This is a genomic window from Pseudomonas sp. A34-9 (assembly GCF_029543085.1).
Classification (GTDB): Bacteria; Pseudomonadota; Gammaproteobacteria; order Pseudomonadales; family Pseudomonadaceae; genus Aquipseudomonas.
The window spans coordinates 4,485,772-4,502,136 of the sequence record NZ_CP119967.1 but is presented as its reverse complement, the minus strand read 5'-3'; the positions used below and the strand labels follow the sequence as shown (position 1 = coordinate 4,502,136).

General features: G+C 61.0%; 18 protein-coding genes. 6 read left to right on the top strand and 12 right to left on the bottom strand.

All coding sequences use genetic code 11. The annotated features are described in order from the left end of the window. Nucleotide 1: 1 nt before the first annotated feature. A complete protein-coding gene (locus tag P3G59_RS20025) occupies nucleotides 2-814 on the top strand; it encodes an alpha/beta fold hydrolase (RefSeq protein ID WP_277758673.1) in 813 nt (270 codons plus the stop codon). Between the two features lie 81 nt (nucleotides 815-895). Here P3G59_RS20025 and dsbG read toward each other — a convergent pair whose 3' ends face one another. The 4 genes from dsbG to P3G59_RS20005 all read right to left on the bottom strand — a co-directional run bounded on the left by dsbG (nucleotide 896) and on the right by P3G59_RS20005 (nucleotide 5,046). After that, complete coding sequence (gene dsbG, locus P3G59_RS20020; RefSeq protein WP_277758672.1) at nucleotides 896-1,666, bottom strand: thiol:disulfide interchange protein DsbG; 771 nt, start codon at nucleotides 1,664-1,666, stop codon at nucleotides 896-898. Then, a complete protein-coding gene (locus P3G59_RS20015; RefSeq protein WP_277758671.1) occupies nucleotides 1,642-2,523 on the bottom strand; it encodes a TlpA disulfide reductase family protein in 882 nt (293 codons plus the stop codon). The genes dsbG and P3G59_RS20015 overlap by 25 nt, the downstream gene beginning before the upstream one ends. Next, nucleotides 2,523-4,256, bottom strand: coding sequence for a protein-disulfide reductase DsbD (dsbD, locus tag P3G59_RS20010; RefSeq protein WP_277758670.1), 1,734 nt, complete (start codon nucleotides 4,254-4,256; stop codon nucleotides 2,523-2,525). The genes P3G59_RS20015 and dsbD overlap by 1 nt, the downstream gene beginning before the upstream one ends. A gap of 97 nt (nucleotides 4,257-4,353) precedes the next feature. Beyond that, a complete protein-coding gene (locus tag P3G59_RS20005) occupies nucleotides 4,354-5,046 on the bottom strand; it encodes a hypothetical protein (RefSeq protein WP_277758669.1) in 693 nt (230 codons plus the stop codon). 247 nt (nucleotides 5,047-5,293) lie between these two features. Here P3G59_RS20005 and P3G59_RS20000 point away from each other — a divergent pair, with 247 nt between their 5' ends. The 5 genes from P3G59_RS20000 to P3G59_RS19980 all read left to right on the top strand — a co-directional run bounded on the left by P3G59_RS20000 (nucleotide 5,294) and on the right by P3G59_RS19980 (nucleotide 9,853). After that, nucleotides 5,294-5,974: a response regulator gene (locus tag P3G59_RS20000; protein ID WP_277758668.1), complete on the top strand. Its 681-nt coding sequence runs from the start codon at nucleotides 5,294-5,296 to the stop codon at nucleotides 5,972-5,974. Continuing rightward, complete coding sequence (locus P3G59_RS19995; protein WP_175553649.1) at nucleotides 5,974-7,296, top strand: ATP-binding protein; 1,323 nt, start codon at nucleotides 5,974-5,976, stop codon at nucleotides 7,294-7,296. The genes P3G59_RS20000 and P3G59_RS19995 overlap by 1 nt, the downstream gene beginning before the upstream one ends. 209 nt (nucleotides 7,297-7,505) lie before the next feature. Continuing rightward, the gene (locus P3G59_RS19990; RefSeq protein WP_277758666.1) at nucleotides 7,506-7,991 is read left to right on the top strand and encodes a GNAT family N-acetyltransferase; all 486 of its coding nucleotides are present in this window, start codon (nucleotides 7,506-7,508) and stop codon (nucleotides 7,989-7,991) included. 142 nt (nucleotides 7,992-8,133) lie between these two features. Further along, the gene (locus P3G59_RS19985; protein WP_277758665.1) at nucleotides 8,134-9,546 is read left to right on the top strand and encodes an aspartate aminotransferase family protein; all 1,413 of its coding nucleotides are present in this window, start codon (nucleotides 8,134-8,136) and stop codon (nucleotides 9,544-9,546) included. Nucleotides 9,547-9,628: 82 nt separating this feature from the next. Then, complete coding sequence (locus P3G59_RS19980) at nucleotides 9,629-9,853, top strand: MbtH family protein (protein WP_003226665.1); 225 nt, start codon at nucleotides 9,629-9,631, stop codon at nucleotides 9,851-9,853. A gap of 160 nt (nucleotides 9,854-10,013) precedes the next feature. Here P3G59_RS19980 and P3G59_RS19975 read toward each other — a convergent pair whose 3' ends face one another. From P3G59_RS19975 to P3G59_RS19940, 8 genes are read right to left on the bottom strand one after another with little or no spacing between them, the layout of a single operon-like run. Then, entirely contained in the window at nucleotides 10,014-10,916 is a 903-nt protein-coding gene (locus P3G59_RS19975; RefSeq protein ID WP_277758664.1) for a zinc ABC transporter substrate-binding protein, read from the bottom strand. Further along, nucleotides 10,917-11,816 carry a metal ABC transporter permease gene (locus P3G59_RS19970; protein ID WP_252874860.1) on the bottom strand — a complete coding sequence of 300 codons (900 nt, stop codon included), beginning with the start codon at nucleotides 11,814-11,816 and terminating at the stop codon, nucleotides 10,917-10,919. Beyond that, nucleotides 11,816-12,676: a metal ABC transporter ATP-binding protein gene (locus P3G59_RS19965; RefSeq protein ID WP_277758663.1), complete on the bottom strand. Its 861-nt coding sequence runs from the start codon at nucleotides 12,674-12,676 to the stop codon at nucleotides 11,816-11,818. Before P3G59_RS19965 ends, P3G59_RS19970 begins: the two co-directional genes overlap by 1 nt. Further along, nucleotides 12,673-13,602: a metal ABC transporter substrate-binding protein gene (locus P3G59_RS19960; RefSeq protein ID WP_277758662.1), complete on the bottom strand. Its 930-nt coding sequence runs from the start codon at nucleotides 13,600-13,602 to the stop codon at nucleotides 12,673-12,675. The genes P3G59_RS19965 and P3G59_RS19960 overlap by 4 nt, the downstream gene beginning before the upstream one ends. A 35-nt stretch (nucleotides 13,603-13,637) precedes the next feature. Continuing rightward, on the bottom strand, nucleotides 13,638-14,213 hold the full coding sequence (locus P3G59_RS19955; RefSeq protein ID WP_277758661.1) for a DUF6162 family protein: 576 nt from the start codon (nucleotides 14,211-14,213) through the stop codon (nucleotides 13,638-13,640). After that, the gene (locus tag P3G59_RS19950; protein WP_034155181.1) at nucleotides 14,210-14,551 is read right to left on the bottom strand and encodes a hypothetical protein; all 342 of its coding nucleotides are present in this window, start codon (nucleotides 14,549-14,551) and stop codon (nucleotides 14,210-14,212) included. The genes P3G59_RS19955 and P3G59_RS19950 overlap by 4 nt, the downstream gene beginning before the upstream one ends. Next, a complete protein-coding gene (locus tag P3G59_RS19945; protein ID WP_277758660.1) occupies nucleotides 14,548-15,090 on the bottom strand; it encodes a thiamine pyrophosphate-binding protein in 543 nt (180 codons plus the stop codon). The genes P3G59_RS19950 and P3G59_RS19945 overlap by 4 nt, the downstream gene beginning before the upstream one ends. Beyond that, a complete protein-coding gene (locus P3G59_RS19940; protein WP_277758659.1) occupies nucleotides 15,087-16,286 on the bottom strand; it encodes a PepSY domain-containing protein in 1,200 nt (399 codons plus the stop codon). The genes P3G59_RS19945 and P3G59_RS19940 overlap by 4 nt, the downstream gene beginning before the upstream one ends. Between the last annotated feature and the right edge of the window lie 79 nt (nucleotides 16,287-16,365).

Sequence of the window (16,365 nt, the reverse complement as noted above, 5' to 3'; positions counted from 1 at the left end):
GATGCCTTTTTTCACGGTGGACGGACAAGCGCTGCACTACATTGATCAAGGCACAGGCCCGGCGGTATTGCTGGCTGGCAGCTACTTGTGGGATCAGGCCATGTGGGCGCCGCAGATCGCCGCGTTATCGCCGCACTATCGGGTGATTGCGCTGGATCTGTGGGGCCACGGTGAGTCGGGACGGTTGCCTGAAGGCACGACATCGCTGGACGACATCGCCAGTCAGGCGCAGGCCCTGCTCGACCATCTGGACATCGACCGGGTCACGCTGGTTGGCCTGTCGGTCGGCGGCATGTGGGGCGCGCGTCTGGCGTTGTCGGCACCGCAGCGGATCAACGGTCTGGTGCTGATGGACACTTACGTTGGCGTCGAACCCGAGCCTACCCGTCAATACTACTTCTCGCTGTTCAAGCAAATCGAAGAAAGCGGCGAAATCTCCGAGCAGTTGCTCGACATCGTCGTACCGATCTTCTTTCGGCCCGGCATCGACCCGCAGTCGGCGCTGTATCAGGATTTTCGCGCGAAACTGGCGGCGTACTCTTCGGATCGCCTGCGCGAAAGCATTGTGCCGATGGGGCGTATCACCTTTGGCCGTGATGACTTGTTGCCACGGCTGGGCGAATTGAATGCCGCGACCACGCTGGTGCTGTGTGGCGATCAGGACAAACCGCGACCACCGTCGGAAACGCAGGAAATGGCCGAGCTGATCGGTTGTCCGTGGGCGTTGGTACCGGAGGCGGGGCATATCTCCAATCTGGAGAATCCTGAGTTTGTCACCGAGGCGTTGCTCGCCTTCCTGGCTGAGCGCCATTGAAAAGATCGCAGCCCGCGGCAGCTCCTACAGAAAACGCGTTCCCATGTGGAGCTGCCGCAGGCTGCGATCTTTTGATCTTGCTTATTTAGGCCCGAGAATCTTCGCCAACTTGTCCGGCGACGGCGCGCCTTGCTGCTGTTGCAGCTCGCCCTTGTCATCCATATAGAAGATTGCCGGCGTCGCCTGCAAATCGAGGTCTTCCATCAACTGCATGTTCGCTGCCAATTTGCTCTGCACGGCCGCTGGAATATCCTTAAGCGCTTTTAGCGAACTGCCCTTGCCAGCCTTTTCGTGATCTTCCAGGGCCTTGGCCGGATCTTTCGCTGCCAGCAGCGCCGCCGATTTACCCGGGCTGTCCTCGCGGATGATGCCGACCATGATGTGACGTAATTGCACCTTGCCGGCCTTGACCCATGGTCGCGCCTGTTCCCAGAACATGTTGCAGTACGGGCAGTTCGGATCGCTGAACAGGTACACCGTGCGCGGCGCATCCTTGTTGCCGTCCTGAATCCAGTTGCTGGTCTCGAACTTGGCCCAGACTTCCTTGGCCATCGGCGCGTAAACCAGTTTTTGCAGCGGCTCGCTGCTCAGGTCCTTGCCGTCGGCGTCGTACAGATTGCCCAGCAACACGTGTTTGCCATCCGGGGTCAGGTACAGCGCCATGCCACGATTCTGATACTGCGCCGCGTAACCGCGCAGACCATCGGGGGCATCGAACTGGCCGACGATTTTCGCGCCTTTGGCTTCGATCTGCTTGATCGCCGCGGGCAATTCTTCAGCGGCCTGCACCGACGGCAGGTGCAGCAGGGCGCTGCCCAGAGTCAGCGTCAGCAGGTGGCGGAGGCGGGGCATGGCAGTTTCCTTACAGAGGTGGCCGGTGCGGTGGCCGGGTTCGAATTCGGGTTCGGGGTGTCAAAGTTTTCCAGCGCGCGAGCCAGGCTGGCGTTGGATAACTCGCCCAGGTGGCTGCTCAGCAGTCGACCGTCAGGGCTATAGAACAGCGTAGTCGGCAATGCCATGGAACCGACGGCTTGACCCAGCCGGCCACTGCGGTCGAACAGCACGTTATTGAGGCTCAGGCCCTGGGTTTCGAGAAACGTCGCCACGCTCTGCATGCTTTCGGCCTGATTGACGAACAGGAAGGTCAGGTCCGGGCGTTGTTGCTGGGCATTCTCCAGCACCGGCATCTCGCGACGGCAGGGTGGGCACCAGGTCGCCCACAGATTGATCACCAGCGGACCGCCCTGATAGTCGCTGAGCTGGATCTTTTCCCCGGCAGCGTTGCGCAGGTCGATGTTCGGCAGCCGGGTGCCTTGTTCGTAGATGTTCAACGACAGTGTCGCCAGCAACCAGAACGCCACACCGCTGGCCACGCCAAAGCCCAATGGGCGACGCAGACCCGGGCGACGCCAGCCGCGATACAGCGCCGCCAGCAACAGCACAATCACACCCGGCCAGGCGAGGAAACCACCGTCACGCAAATCGACGATTTGCCATGGATCATTGCGATAGTGCGACCAGTACAGCAGCACAAAGGCCACCCGCGCTGCGAGCATGCCCAGTAAAAACAGGCTGAACAGTGCCGACTCGGGATTATCGCCGCCACGCTTGGCCACCCGCCAGCCGACAAAGGTTGCCAGTGCCAGGGCACTGATCAGCAGCAGGTGGTTAAGCGCGATGGCAAAGGTGCCGAGGGTCAGGGTCAGCATTAATTGGCGTCCCGGGTGGTGGTCCAGCGTTGCAGAAACGTCTCGGCATCGACTTCGCCGGTAATGCGCTGGCTGCGGCGTTCTTCGCCATCGGTGCCGATCCAGACGAAGCTCGGTGGCCCTGGCACCTTGTAGCGGCTGAGCAATTCACGGCTGGCGGCGTTGTCGGCGGTAACATCCAGCCTGAGCAGACGCACATCACTCAGCGCTTGCATCACGTTGTCCTTGCCGAATACCTGCTTTTCCATGACTTTGCACGACACACACCAGTCGGCGTAGTAATCGAGCAGCACCCACTGACCCTGAGCCTTGGCGGCATCGAGTTCGCGTTGCAGCGCCGCCAGCTCCTTGATCGTGGTGAACGCATCATGACCCGATGGCAGCGCTGCGTTGACGCGGCCGGCACTGTACACCTGCAACGGCTGATACGGATCATCGCTGCCGCCCGCCGCACCAATCACCAGCAAACTGCCCCACAGCCCGAGCAACAGCGAACTGGCGCCGAACATCTGCGCAACGCGGCCAAAACCCTCGGACTGTTTCCAGGCACAGAACGCCGCGATCAACAGCAATGCACCGCACAGGCCCAACCACAACGATGCATCCAGGACTGGTCGCAACATCAACAGCGCCGTGGCGAGGAAGAGGAAACCGAACACGCCTTTGAGCAGGTTCATCCAGGCACCGGGTTTGGGCAGGAAGCGATTGCCCACGGTCACCAGCAACAACAAAGGCACACCGATGCCGATGCCCAGCGAGAACAGAATCAAACCACCGTGCAATGCATTGCCGCTCTGCGCGATGTACAACAACGCACCTGCCAGCGGCGCGGTCATGCACGGGCCGACCAGCAGACCGGACAAGGCACCGAGGACCCCGGCGCCAATCAGGCTGCCACCGCTGCGACTGCGCGAGGCGTGTTCAAGACGATCGCGCAGGGCAACCGGCAATTGCAGTTCGAAGAAACCGAACATCGGCAAAGCCAGCACCACAAAAATCGCCGCGAACGTGCCGAGCAGCCACGGATTCTGTAACCACGCCTGCAGGTTGGCCCCGAGCAGCGCGGCGATCACGCCCATCGCGGCATACACCAGGGCCATGCAGATCACATAACTGCCGGCCAGCGCGAAACCTCGACGCGGGGTAGCACCACTGCCGACCACCATGCCGGCCAGAATCGGCAGCATTGGCAATGTGCAAGGCGTGAATGCCAGCAACAGACCGAGGCCGAAAAACACCAGCAAGCTCCAGCCCAGCGCCCGTTGCTGCAGGCTACTGGCCAAGGCCTGATCGGGAGCTTCAGCGTTTGCGGCCACTGCCGCTTTGCCCCCCAGGTCGATGACTCGGGTTTGCGGCGGATAGCACAGGCCGGCATCGGCACAGCCCTGATAGCTGACCTTGATCTGCCCCGTGGCTGCCGCCGGGATTTTCACTTCCAGCCCTTGGCGATAGACCGGTTGTTCACCGAAAAACTCGTCGCTGTGGGATTCGCCTTCGGGGAGCGTCGGTTGCTGTGCTGCATTCAGTCCGTCGAATTTCAGGCGTTTCTGATACAGGTAATAACCGTCGGTGATTTGCCAGAACAACTGCGTTTCACCGGATTCCAGGCGTTCGGACGTGAGCACGAATGCCTGGTCGACCGGCAGAAACTCCGGTTTTGTCTCAAATGGATTGTTTCCAGCCTGGGCCAGGCTGGACATCAGCAGAGCAAATAATAGAAAAAAACGACGCATGGAGGAGCCTTGTCCCTGTGCAAGTGAGGCGCAGAATGGGCGGCGGCGATTAACCGATAATTAACCCTATCCTACAAGGCCCTCCGGCTTCGGCCAATCAGCCCCGCAACAGTCCGGGCCAGTTCTCGTCATTGATGGTTTGCGGGCCGGAGACCAGACGGTCGGACTGAATGTTGTAAGTCAGATATTGGTTGTCCGTCAGGAAGATGTACCAGTAACTGTCGGTCAAAGTCCGGTCATTTTGCGCTGCCGTGATGATGCGGTCCTTGTACGGTTTCAGCGCGCCAAGTTGATAATCCCCGAAGCGTTTGTAAGTCAGGGTCTTTGCCTTGTAGTTAAACGATAGATAGTGTCCGTCGTTCAGAATGAACCTGAACAGAAACGGATGACCGGTCAGTTGGAACCAAGTGCCGGCGATGATTTTGTCGAAGTAGGGCAATATCGGCTTCCAGATCGAATCGGCAACTTTATAGAAGGCATCGACCTTGTCTTTGTCCTGATTATATTTACACACCACGGGTGTGGTTCCCTGATAGAAGAACAGCCAGGCAATATCTTCATCGGCCGAGGTGTTCCAGCCGAATGAGGTGGTTGTCAGTCCGAAACGCAAGTCTTTGGCATAGGGGTCAAAGCGGTCCCAGCTATCGGCGACCGGGGCGGGATAGTTGGCAGATACCTTGTTGTCACCGAGGTCGAACCGGGAATAGGTGTCGCTGTCCTTGAAGAAGAAATAAATACGGTCGGGGCCGGAGCGCCAATCGATCGCGACGAAGTTTTTTAGTTGAGGCATGTTTATTAAGTCCCTTTAAAAGTTGTAGGTAATTTCCAACTGCAAACTAAATGATCGAAGGATTCTTACAAAGGGAGTAATTGTTTCTTTATTCGTGGGGAGAAGTTTCAATGCCGGGTGGCGATCGGTTTGCGCAATCGGGGGCAGCCCCGGCTTTTGCGCCCGGCTTCCCGTAAACGTCAGTGACGGCCATAATTGCGCCTTAATCCTCGCCTGTTTCACTCGCCTTTTTGTTTCCGGAGTACCCATGCACGTACTGGTTTGCGAAGACGATGAACTGATCGCCAGCGGTATTGTTGCGGGGCTCAGTGCCCAAGGCCTGACCGTCGAACACGTCAACACCGCGTCGAAAGCCCGGGCGATACTTAAAGTCGCCGAATTCGACGTGATGGTGCTCGATCTCGGCCTGCCCGACGAAGATGGCCTCAAGTTGCTGCAACAATTGCGTCAGAGCGGTCTGGAGATTCCGGTGCTGATCCTGACCGCTCGCGACGCGGTCACTGACCGCGTCGACGGCTTGCAGGCCGGGGCCGACGATTACCTGCTCAAACCGTTCGACTTGCGTGAACTGTTTGCCCGCCTGCAAACCCTGTTGCGTCGCGTCGCCGGGCGCAGCGTCAACCTGATCGAACACGGCGCGCTGACGTACGACCCGAGCAGCCGCGAAACCATGCTGGCCGGGCAACCGGTGGACTTGTCGCGCCGCGAGCAATCGCTGTTGCAGGCGCTGCTGCACAATCGTGGTCGGGTGCTGTCCACCGAACAGTTGAAGGACAGTGTCTACGGCTTCAACGATGAGCTGGAAAGCAACGCGCTGAACGTACATATCCATCACCTGCGCAGCAAACTGGGCAAAGGCATCGTCGAAACCGTGCGCGGTCTGGGCTATCGCCTCGGCCCGGCTGACGGTGGAGATCAAGGCAAGTGATGAGCCTGCGACTGCGCCTGAGCCTGACCCTTGGCGCTGCGTTTGCACTGATCTGGGCGCTGGCGGCGGCCTGGATGCTCAGTGACTTGCGCAATCAGATGATGTTCTCCCTCGACCAGCGTCTGGTGGCGTCGGCGCGCATGGTTGCCGGGCTGCTGGAGCAGTTGCCGACACTGCCGAGCAAAGGCGAGGGCACGCATTTCAGTGCCGAACAACTGAATATCCCCGGCGGCATGGCGTGTCAGGTCAGTTCCTTGCGCGGGGAAATTCTCGCACGCAGCCACAACAACCCCGAACAAGCACTGGAAGCCGAGAAAATGGGTTTCCATGACCAGATGATCGACGGCGCGCCATGGCGCAGCTTCACCCTCGCCCGGGGCGATGTGCGCATCACCACCGCCGACCGGCAGATCGAGCGCGAAGCCCTGAACATGTCGATCCTGCTGGCGGCGTCGGTGCCGGTGGGCGTGGCGCTGCTCGGTTGCCTGTGTCTGCTGTGGCTGGGCATCGGCCAGGGGCTGGCGCCGCTCAACCGTCTGCGTGAAGCACTGATGCGGCGCAATGCCGATTCGCTTGAGCCGTTGCAGATCCAGACTTTCCCCAGCGAATTGAAGCCGCTGCTCGAAACGCAGAACCAGTTGTTCCAGCGCATTGGCAAGACCATCGAGCGTGAGCGGCGATTGACCGGTGACGCGGCGCATGAACTGCGCAGCCCGCTGACGGCTATCAAAACGCACCTGCAAGTCGCACGCATGACCGATGGCAACGCCCGCGATCAGTCGCTGGCACGGGCCGAGGAGGGCGCCGATCGCTTGCATCGCACCCTTGAGCAACTGCTGTTGCTGGCGCGGGTCGAGGGCAGTCTGTCGTTCGATGACGGCTCGCAATGCAGTGCCGAGCAAGTGGCACGCCTGGCGATACAGGACGCCACGGGTGGCGAGCGCCTGCGCATCAAACTGCAACTGCCGGCTGAGCTTTCTGCTGCACCGCTGCAGATGCCGGCTGTGCTGTCGATTGCGGCGCTGCGCAATCTGCTCGACAACGCCCTGCGCCATACGCCTGAGGACTGTGCGGTTGAGCTGAGCCTGGAAACCATTGGCAACCGCGTGCGTTTTGTCGTGCGCGACCACGGGCCGGGGATTGCCCCGGATGACTTGCAACACCTGACCCAACGCTTCTGGCGCAACGGCCAAAGCACCGGTTGCGGCCTCGGCCTGGCGATTGTCCAGGCGATCGTCCAGCGCTGTGACTGCGCCCTGCATTTCGACAGCCGCCCGGATGGCTTGCGCGTCGAACTGACCATGCCGTTGCAGCCCGTCTGACCTCACCACACCTTTGTAGGAGCTGCCGGAGGCTGCGATCTTTTGGTCTTGTTTTTTTCTGGATCACAATCGACAGATCGCAGCCTCCGGCAGCTCCTACAGGAAATCGCGCCGGACACATCAAATGTAACTTCTCGGCGTTCGCTATCCGCCCCGGCTGGGGGTAAGGTCAACGCAGCTTTGACTCAATGGATTGAGGGAACTGCGCCATGGAAGCACCCATCTGCATTCGTCCGGCCACACTGGCCGACGCCGGCATCATCTGCCGCATCATCGAGCGTTCGATCCGCATCGGTTGTGCGCTCGATCACCGTAATGATCCGTCTCTCGTCAGCACCTGGATCGGTCAGCAATCCGCCGACTTCATCTGTGCCCGGCTCGCCGATCCGCACTTCTATCTGTGTATCGCGCTGCTGGCGGACAAACCGGTCGGTGCCGGCATGGCTCGGGCCAGCGGCGACATTTTGCTGTGTTACGTCCAGCCAGAGTCATTTCGTCGGGGCGTCGGGCGAGCGCTGATGCAGGATCTGGAGGCCTGGTTACGGGTTCGCGGTGTTCCTCATGCAGACCTCAACAGCACGCACACCGGCCGTGCTTTTTATCGGCGTCTGGGCTATCGCGAGTCAGCGCCGCCCCTCGAATACCAAGGCTTGCAGAGCCTGCCCATGCACAAGTCGTTGGCCGTGCCGGGCTGACAACTCGATCACGGGCTAAATCCTCAGGCCCCTTAAGCGTTTCCAGAACAGGAAAACCTGCAAGTGCGCCCCACGATCGGAATGCGCACCTGTCCGGTGTGCTGTTTTGGTCACTATCCATAGCCAATTGAGGGGTCGAGAGATGTCAGTCGCCACCAGCCTTATCGAAGAGTCGTCGGCCCGGGTTGCCTCGGCGCCGGCCGAAACGCTGTACCAGTTCAACGAATCGCCATTGCTGGCTCGTCAGGCCCGGCAGGAATCCAACGCGCGCAGCTATCCACGACGTATTCCATTGGCACTGAAGCGCGCCAAAGGCCTGTATGTCGAAGACGTTGAAGGGCGCACTTTCATCGACTGCCTGGCTGGGGCCGGCACGCTGGCGCTGGGGCATAATCACCCGGTAGTCATCGAAGCGATCCAGCAGGTGCTGGCCGATGAATTGCCACTGCACACCCTCGACCTGACCACGCCGGTCAAGGATCAGTTCGTCCAGGATCTGTTTGGCCTGCTGCCACCTGAGCTGGCCGCGCAGGCAAAAATCCAGTTCTGCGGACCGACCGGCACCGATGCCGTGGAAGCGGCATTGAAACTGGTACGCACGGCGACCGGACGCAGCACCGTGCTGTCGTTCTCCGGTGGTTACCACGGCATGAGCCAGGGCGCGTTGAGCATGATGGGCAGCCTGGGGCCGAAAAAGCCGTTGGGTGCGCTGCTCAGCAATGGCGTGCAGTTCATGCCGTTCCCGTATGACTACCGTTGCCCGTTCGGTCTCGGTGGCGCGGCGGGCGTAAAGGCCAACCTGAGCTACCTGGAAAATCTGCTCAACGACCCCGAAGCCGGCGTGCAACTGCCCGCAGCGGTGATTGTCGAGGCGGTGCAGGGCGAGGGCGGCGTGATTCCGGCGGACATCGAGTGGCTGCGCGGCTTGCGTCGGATCACCGAGAAGGCCGGTGTGGCGCTGATCGTCGACGAGATCCAGAGCGGTTTCGCCCGCACCGGCAAGATGTTTGCCTTCGAACACGCTGGCATCACCCCGGATGTGGTGGTGTTGTCCAAAGCCATCGGCGGCAGCCTGCCGTTGGCCGTAGTGGTCTATCGCGACTGGCTCGATACCTGGCAACCGGGCGCGCACGCCGGCACTTTCCGTGGCAATCAGATGGCCATGGCGGCAGGCTCTGCGGTGATGCGTTATCTGGTTGAGCACAAGGTCTGCGAGCACGCTGCTGCAATGGGCGAGCGCCTCAGCGAGCACCTGCGCATCCTGCAACGCGACTTCCCGCAACTGGGTGATATCCGTGGTCGTGGCCTGATGCTCGGGGTCGAGCTGGTCGAGCCGAACGGCACACCCGATGCGCTCGGTCATCCGCCGGCGTTTGCGCGACTGGCGCCGCTGGTACAACGCGAATGCCTCAAGCGCGGCCTGATTCTGGAACTCGGCGGTCGGCACGGCGCGGTGGTGCGTTTTCTGCCGCCGCTGGTGATCACTGCCGCCGAAATCGACCGCGTTGCCGAAATCTTTGGTCGCGCTTTGGCCGCCGCTACCACGTCGCTGTAAATTTTTCGCCGCGCCGAACGTTCTTTCTACATACCCGGCTGCACCCCTCGTGCAGCCCACCTTACAACGATGGAGAACCAGCATGACGTCAGTATTCGACCGCGAGGACATCCTCTTTCAGGTCGTGGTCAACCACGAAGAGCAATACTCGATCTGGCCGGATTACAAAGCCGTGCCGGAAGGCTGGCGCACCGTGGGCAAGAGCGGCCTGAAGAAGGAATGCCTGGCCTACATCGAAGAAGTCTGGACCGACATGCGTCCGCTGAGCCTGCGCCAGAAAATGGAAGGGCAGGCTGCCGCGCAATAAGCGGTCGGGCAAAAACAAACCCGCTGGACTGGAAACAGTCAGCGGGTTTTTTCATGCCAACAAAAAAGATCGTCCGAACGCGGCCCGAGCCCTTCGGCAGCTCCTACAATGCAGCGTTTACATTCTGTAGGAGCTGCCGAAGGCTGCGATCTTTTGATCTTCAGCCCTTCAAGCCCTTGAGCAGCAAATCCACATTGCCTTCCAGCTCCGCCACCGGATCCGCCGCATCGGTACTCAGCACTACCAGTCGGCTGCCCGACTCGGCAATCGCCGCTTTTACCGCATCCGCTGGCTGCCGATGATGCAGCACCACCGCCACCTCATTGTCCTTGAGCGTCGCCGTCAGTTTTTTCAGATCCTCAGCCGTCCACTCGGCATCAGGCCGTGGATCCTGGCCGATCAGCTCCAGATTGAGGCTGCCGATCAAGTAGCCGAAGTGATCACTCAAACTCATCACACTCAGATTGTCGGCGCTGGCCAGTCGCGCCTCGCTGTCAGCGCTGAGCTTCAGCAAACGCTGCTTCAACGCCGCCAGATTCGCCTCGATCGCAGGCTTTGCAGTGGGCGCCAGGCGCACCAGATCCGCTGCCATTACATCGGCCATACGCCCCATGTTGTTGCTCGCCAGCCATGGCTGACTGTTCAAGCCATCGACCTTCAGATCCGGTTGCAGGGCTATGCCGGGCAGGCCGCCATCGACGGGACGCGCGGCGTCGACTTCAACGATGCGGATATTGCTGCGACGGGCGATCGGGTACAGCGGATCATCCGCCCACAGCGAACGCACGCCGATCACCGCATCGGCGCCGGTTGCCAGTTTGCTCAGCGCCGGTGCACCGCGCCCGGTGAAATAAGCGCTCTGCCGGCTGCCCGGCAAGTTCGCCGGTGCCGCACGTTCAAGGTTCACGTCAGTGCCTTTGAGCAGTACTTCGCCCAGGCCATAAGTGATCGGCAACGAGGCCAGCACTCGCAGCGGTTTGCCGTTTTCGGCAGCCATCAACGGTGTGCAAACCACGCCGCACAGGGTCATGGCCAGCGTCAGTTTGCGAATTGAAAAAGTCATTTATCCAAGATTCCCTTTCAGACTCGGGACAACCCCGCGCGCAATGGCGGCGAGGGCAAAGGCAATGCCGGCGACCAGAATGATTGCGGCGCCGGACGGAATTGGCAGATCGAACACGATGGGCGCAAGAATCCCGCACAACGTGCTGACCGTGGCGATCAACACCGAGCACCAGAAGAACCCTTTGAGCGACTGGCTGAGCAAACGCGCCGCCGCGGCCGGGATCACCAGCAGTGCACCGACCAGAATCGCGCCGATGACTTTCACTGCCGCCACGGTGATCAGCGTCACCAGAATCACGAACAGATAATCCAGGGTCTTCACCGCCACTCCGCGCACGGCTGCCAGTTGCGGATTGAAGCTGGCGAGCATGATGCGGTTGTACAGCGGTAGCGCCAATGCCATGACCAGCGAGCCGACGATGGCCAGCACCGCCAGGTCGTTGCCGTTGACCGTCAGCACTGAACCGAACAGCACGTTCTCGAGAATGTGCACGTTGATCTTGCCCGCCAGAATCAACAGCAGACTCGCGCCCAGTGCCAGCGACACCGACAGAAACACGCCGATCAACGTATCCGGTGCCAGGCCGGTACGGTTGCGCAGGTAATTGAGCAGGATGCCGAACAGCAGGCAGTAACCGAACAGGCTGCCATAAGGGCCGGTGTAGGGTTCGCCAAGCAGAATGCCGATGGCCACACCGGTCAGCGCCGCATGGCCCACCGCTTCAGAGAAAAACGCGAAGCGCTTGACCACCACCAGCGTGCCGAGGCCGCCGAGCACCGGGCCGATCAACAACCCGGCAAGCAGCGCATTGACCACGAAACCGTAGGCCAGCGCTTCTGGCAGATAACCAGACGAGGCCCAGCCTTGAACCATCAAACGAAAGGCTTCGTAATTCATCAGGCAGCGCTCCGTGGATGGTTCGAAAACAGGCTCAGCAGGCGTTCCGGGGTCAGCGCCTGTTGTGGCGTGGCGTCGAACAGAACGCGACGGTTCAGGCCAGTGACCCGATTGGCCAGGCGCCCGACCGCTTCCAGATCGTGCTCGATCCACAGCACGGTGATGCCCGCCGCGCGCCAGTCGCCGAGCAGGCGTTCGAACACCTGAATCCCGGCTTCATCGAGGGCTGACATCGGCTCATCCAGCACCAGCAATTGCGGCGTCGGAATCAAACCTTGCGCGAGCAGAACCCGCTGCCGCTCACCCCCGGACAACGCGCCCATGCGCCGTTTGCGTTTGTCCTGCATGCCGACGCGCTCCAGCGCATCGCCAATGGCGCCGGCGTAACGCTTGCTCAAGCCGAGAAACGCCGGGCGTCGCTGACACATGGCGGCCATGAAATCGTCGACGGTCATCGGCAAGCCGCGATCGAATTCCAGCGCCTGCGGCACATAACCGATGGTGCCGGGTGCGCCGGGCCATTGCAGGCTGAGCTGGCCCTGATGGGGCATCTGGCCGAGCAGGGTCTTGATCAGCGAACTCTTGCCGCCACCGTTGGGGCCGACCAGGGCATGCACGCTGCCGGGCTGCACCTGGAAGGTGACGTTATCCAAAATCGTTGTGCGGCCAAGCGTCAGACTGACCTGCGCAAATTCAAGCGTCGGCCCGCAGGTCTGTGGGAGCGACGGTGCGACGATTCGACCTGCTCGCGAATGCGGTGGGTCATTCAATGCAGATGTTGGCTGATCCGGCGCCTTCGCGAGCAGGCTCGCTCCCACAGGGGACTGGAGTTCGTTCGAGATCGTTTCTTTGGAGGTCATGCGCCAGACTCCTGAATCGCCCGCACCACGGTGTTGAGGTTGCCGGTCATTTCCTTTTCGTACTTGTCGGCGGTGTATTCGCCGTAGGAAATGTGCGACAGCGGATACAGCTTCACCCCGGACTCGCGCTGAATCGTTTCGACGTAAGTGGACGGGAAATCCATCTCCGAGAAGATCACTTTCACGTCCAGTTCGCGCAGTTGGTCGATGGTTTTCTTCAACTGGCTTGGGCTCGGTTCGATGCCGTGGGCCGGTTCGACCACGGCGGTCACTTCCAGGCCGAATTCACGCAACAGATAGTCATAAGCCGCGTGCACCGTGGCCACGCGCAGTTCGGCGTTCGGCGCCTGCGTCAGTTTGGCCAGCGCGTCGGCACGCATCTGCCGCAGGCGTTTGCCGTAGGCGCGGGCGTTCTGGGTGTAGGTTTTGGCGTTGTCCGGGTCGAGTTTGCCCAGCTCGCGAGCGATGTTGTTGACTTGGGCGATGGAGGCGCTGATCGACAGGAACGTGTGCGGATTCACCACTTTGCCGGCACCGCGTGCGGCAACCCCGGTGGCTGCCAGCAGCGGTACGTTTTCGTTGGCTTCGATGGTTTTGATGTTCGGCGTTTCGCTGGCGGCGATCATGCGGTCGGCAAAGTCGTCGTGACCGACACCGTTGAGCACGATCACATCCAGCCCGCTGATACGTTTGATGTCCTCGGCCCGTGGTTCGTAGGCGTGCGGGTTAAAACCGGCGGGGATCAGCGGCACCACCTCGGCCTTGTCGCCGACGATGTTCGCCACGTAGCTGTAATACGGGTGCAGGGTGATGCCGATGCGCAGGCGTTTGGCCTGATCGGCGCTGGCCAGCGGGCTTAGCAGGCAGGCACAAAGACCTGCCAGCAATAAACGTAACAATGGACGGCGAGGCGATGAAATAGACATGGGCAAGCGGTCTTCTCTCGGAGGAGGGCGAGGAATCAATGGCGATGTTCGCGGGTAACGCCGGCATCGTATTGCGCGACGATCTGTTTCCAGCCGGCAGCGGACAGCGCTGCGTCGGTCAATTCGGTCGGCACTGGCAGACGGGCATCGCGGTTGAGCCAGATGTCCGGCGCCGCCTTGTCATCGCTGCTCAGCAACATCACGAATGAACCGGCGACGTCCGGATTCTGGCTGTGGCCGAAATAGGCCCTGCTCGCCAGCAACTGCCAGGCATGACCCCCACGGCTGACCGAACTCGCATCCTGGGCAAACGGGGCAAAGCCTTCGTCCGCCAGATTTTGCGGCGTCGGCAGGGCTTGCTGTTCTTCGCGCAGCAGGCGGATTTCGTCGAGGGTCACCCGCAGGTCGGCGTAGATGCCCTGTTCGGCAGCACTGAGGTCGCGACGGGCGTCGAGTTGATTGGACGCCACCGGCTCCGGCTCGTGGGAAACCCCGCGCCACGCGACGACTGAACCGGCGACTGCCAGAATCAACAGGCACAACAGCAGCACATTGAGGGTTTCATGACCGGCGCCGGCCGGACGCACGATTTGTCTGGTTGGCGTGCTCATGGGGCTTCGATATCCGCTTGGTCGATTTCCACAACGTGGCCGGGACCTGCGTCGAACAGCACGTAGAACTCGGCGCCAGGCTTCTTGAAGGTCAGCGTCGAGTCACTGCCGAGCTTGCCCGGCACCAGGATCGTTTCGTCGTAGCCAATCACATCGAGGGTCACCCCCGGCGCACCGCTGCCGTCGGAGAACCCGCCGGTGCATTTGATCTGCTCGGCGTCGATGGCTTTGCATTCGCACATCGGGTTGTGCGCCAGAGCGCTGGCACTGAAGCCGGCGCCGAGCACCAGCAGCGCGGCGCTCAGCCGCAGGCGGAAAGGGCGTTGCGGGCGGGTCATCGTTTGGCTCCTTGTTGGTTCAACCAGGCAATGGTGGCGGGGGAGGCCTGACTCAGAGGAATCGACGCCTGATGCATGCTGCCGTCCCAGCCTTCCATGGTGATCCACAGTTCGGCGTCGGTTTTGGTCTTTTCCGGCACGGGCAATTGCGCGCCCATGCGGTAGGGCGTGCCGAAGAAAATCACCCCGGCGGCACGCAGGCTGCGGGGTTTGCCGATACGCAGATACGTGGCTTTGACCTGGTCGATGCAGGCATCGCAGAGGGCGGCGTTGAAACCTTTCATGTGGCCCGCCGGGCCTTCCAGGCGTGGCGCTTCGTTGCGCAGTTCGGCCAGGCGCAGGCTCCAGGGACCGACCGTGACTTCACCGACGTCCCGTTCCCCGAGACCGATGTCGCCACGAAACAGTGCGGCATCGGCGAAGTACTTGGGCATGAAGCCCAGCGGGATCAGCAGCAACAGCACGTTGATGTGAAAGCGCCATTTGTGCCAGAACAGGTTCAGACGCGACGGTTGAGGTGCAGCAGTGGACTTGCTCACGCGTTGACCTCCGATGCTTCATGGTTCATGGCCGGTTGTGCCTGAAGGCGGTTTTTCTTCGACTCACGCTTGAGTGCATTGGCCGTGGCCAGCGCGGTGCGTTTGGTCCAGATCAACAAGCCACTGAGCACCATCATGCTCAGCAACAGGCCGAAGAAGAACCAGATCAGCTTGATCCACAGCCCGCCGAAATCACCGGTATGCAGGGGGCGCATGGATTCGGTGACGAACTCCAGCGAAGTGCGATCGGACAACAGACGCGAAGCCGCCACGTCGCCGTTGAACGGGTTGAGCGTCGCGGTCTGGAACATCAGCGGATACCAGCCACGGCCGCCGAGGCTCATATGGCTGTAGGCGTTGCCCGGCAAGCTGACAAAGCTGACTTCCAGACCGGGAATTTTCTGTTGGGCGACTTCGATGGCGCGATCCAGACTGATGCGCGGCGGTGGTGTGCCGTCAGCCGAAATCGGCACGGCTTCTCGGGCCATCGCCGGAATGATCGGCTCGCTGGAGATGGAAATGTGGTTATCGGACAGCATCGCCTCGATCAGGAACCAGGTACCGGTGACCGAAATTACCGCAATGAACCAGATCGACCATATGCCGCTCAGACGGTGGAAGTCGCCCCAGAAAATCCGCGCACCGTGGCGAAACCGCAGGGTCGGGCTGAAGAAACCCTTCCAGAAGCGCTTATAGACCACCAGCCCGGTGATCAGCGAGGCCAGCAACGGCAGACCGAGGAACGAGACCAGGTACCAGCCCCAGCTGTAACCATTGGTGAACGGCACCAGCCACCAGCCATGCAGCGCACGGGTGAAGGCCTTGAAGTTGAAATCCGGTGCACCGCCCTGAATCACGCCGGTGTACGGATTGACGTAAACGGTCTGCGAGCGACCATCGGGGTAGCTGACGTCGACGTCCAGAGCGAAATGAGATTCGTCGGGGCGGCTGATGCTCTGCACGACCGTTTGCGGTTCGGCCTTCTTGATAGCGGCGAGAATCTGGTCATAGCTGAGCAGCGGCGCATCGTCGGCAGGCTGGCTGGCGCGCATCTGCGGGTTGGCCAGCCAGACGATTTCCTGACTGACCACCGCCAGTGTGCCGGTGACACAGACGATCAGGACAAAGAACCAGATCGGTAACGCCAGCCAGCTATGAACGAGGAACCACAGTTTGGAGCGGGATTTCTTCGACATGATTGCGCGTCTTGATAGCGGTGAAAGGGCGCGTAGCTACGGGCTTCGCAGCACGGGGACCTGAAAGACCGAACGTGGC

Bases quoted from the DNA above. Each gene is read 5' to 3' on its own strand.
- P3G59_RS20025 (WP_277758673.1), top strand. From the start codon at position 2: ATGCCTTTTTTCACGGTGGACGGACAAGCGCTGCACTACATTGATCAA.
- dsbG (WP_277758672.1), bottom strand. From the start codon at position 1,666: ATGCCCCGCCTCCGCCACCTGCTGACGCTGACTCTGGGCAGCGCCCTG.
- P3G59_RS20015 (WP_277758671.1), bottom strand. From the start codon at position 2,523: ATGCTGACCCTGACCCTCGGCACCTTTGCCATCGCGCTTAACCACCTG.
- dsbD (WP_277758670.1), bottom strand. From the start codon at position 4,256: ATGCGTCGTTTTTTTCTATTATTTGCTCTGCTGATGTCCAGCCTGGCC.
- P3G59_RS20005 (WP_277758669.1), bottom strand. From the start codon at position 5,046: ATGCCTCAACTAAAAAACTTCGTCGCGATCGATTGGCGCTCCGGCCCC.
- P3G59_RS20000 (WP_277758668.1), top strand. From the start codon at position 5,294: ATGCACGTACTGGTTTGCGAAGACGATGAACTGATCGCCAGCGGTATT.
- P3G59_RS19995 (WP_175553649.1), top strand. From the start codon at position 5,974: ATGAGCCTGCGACTGCGCCTGAGCCTGACCCTTGGCGCTGCGTTTGCA.
- P3G59_RS19990 (WP_277758666.1), top strand. From the start codon at position 7,506: ATGGAAGCACCCATCTGCATTCGTCCGGCCACACTGGCCGACGCCGGC.
- P3G59_RS19985 (WP_277758665.1), top strand. From the start codon at position 8,134: ATGTCAGTCGCCACCAGCCTTATCGAAGAGTCGTCGGCCCGGGTTGCC.
- P3G59_RS19980 (WP_003226665.1), top strand. From the start codon at position 9,629: ATGACGTCAGTATTCGACCGCGAGGACATCCTCTTTCAGGTCGTGGTC.
- P3G59_RS19975 (WP_277758664.1), bottom strand. From the start codon at position 10,916: ATGACTTTTTCAATTCGCAAACTGACGCTGGCCATGACCCTGTGCGGC.
- P3G59_RS19970 (WP_252874860.1), bottom strand. From the start codon at position 11,816: ATGAATTACGAAGCCTTTCGTTTGATGGTTCAAGGCTGGGCCTCGTCT.
- P3G59_RS19965 (WP_277758663.1), bottom strand. From the start codon at position 12,676: ATGACCTCCAAAGAAACGATCTCGAACGAACTCCAGTCCCCTGTGGGA.
- P3G59_RS19960 (WP_277758662.1), bottom strand. From the start codon at position 13,602: ATGTCTATTTCATCGCCTCGCCGTCCATTGTTACGTTTATTGCTGGCA.
- P3G59_RS19955 (WP_277758661.1), bottom strand. From the start codon at position 14,213: ATGAGCACGCCAACCAGACAAATCGTGCGTCCGGCCGGCGCCGGTCAT.
- P3G59_RS19950 (WP_034155181.1), bottom strand. From the start codon at position 14,551: ATGACCCGCCCGCAACGCCCTTTCCGCCTGCGGCTGAGCGCCGCGCTG.
- P3G59_RS19940 (WP_277758659.1), bottom strand. From the start codon at position 16,286: ATGTCGAAGAAATCCCGCTCCAAACTGTGGTTCCTCGTTCATAGCTGG.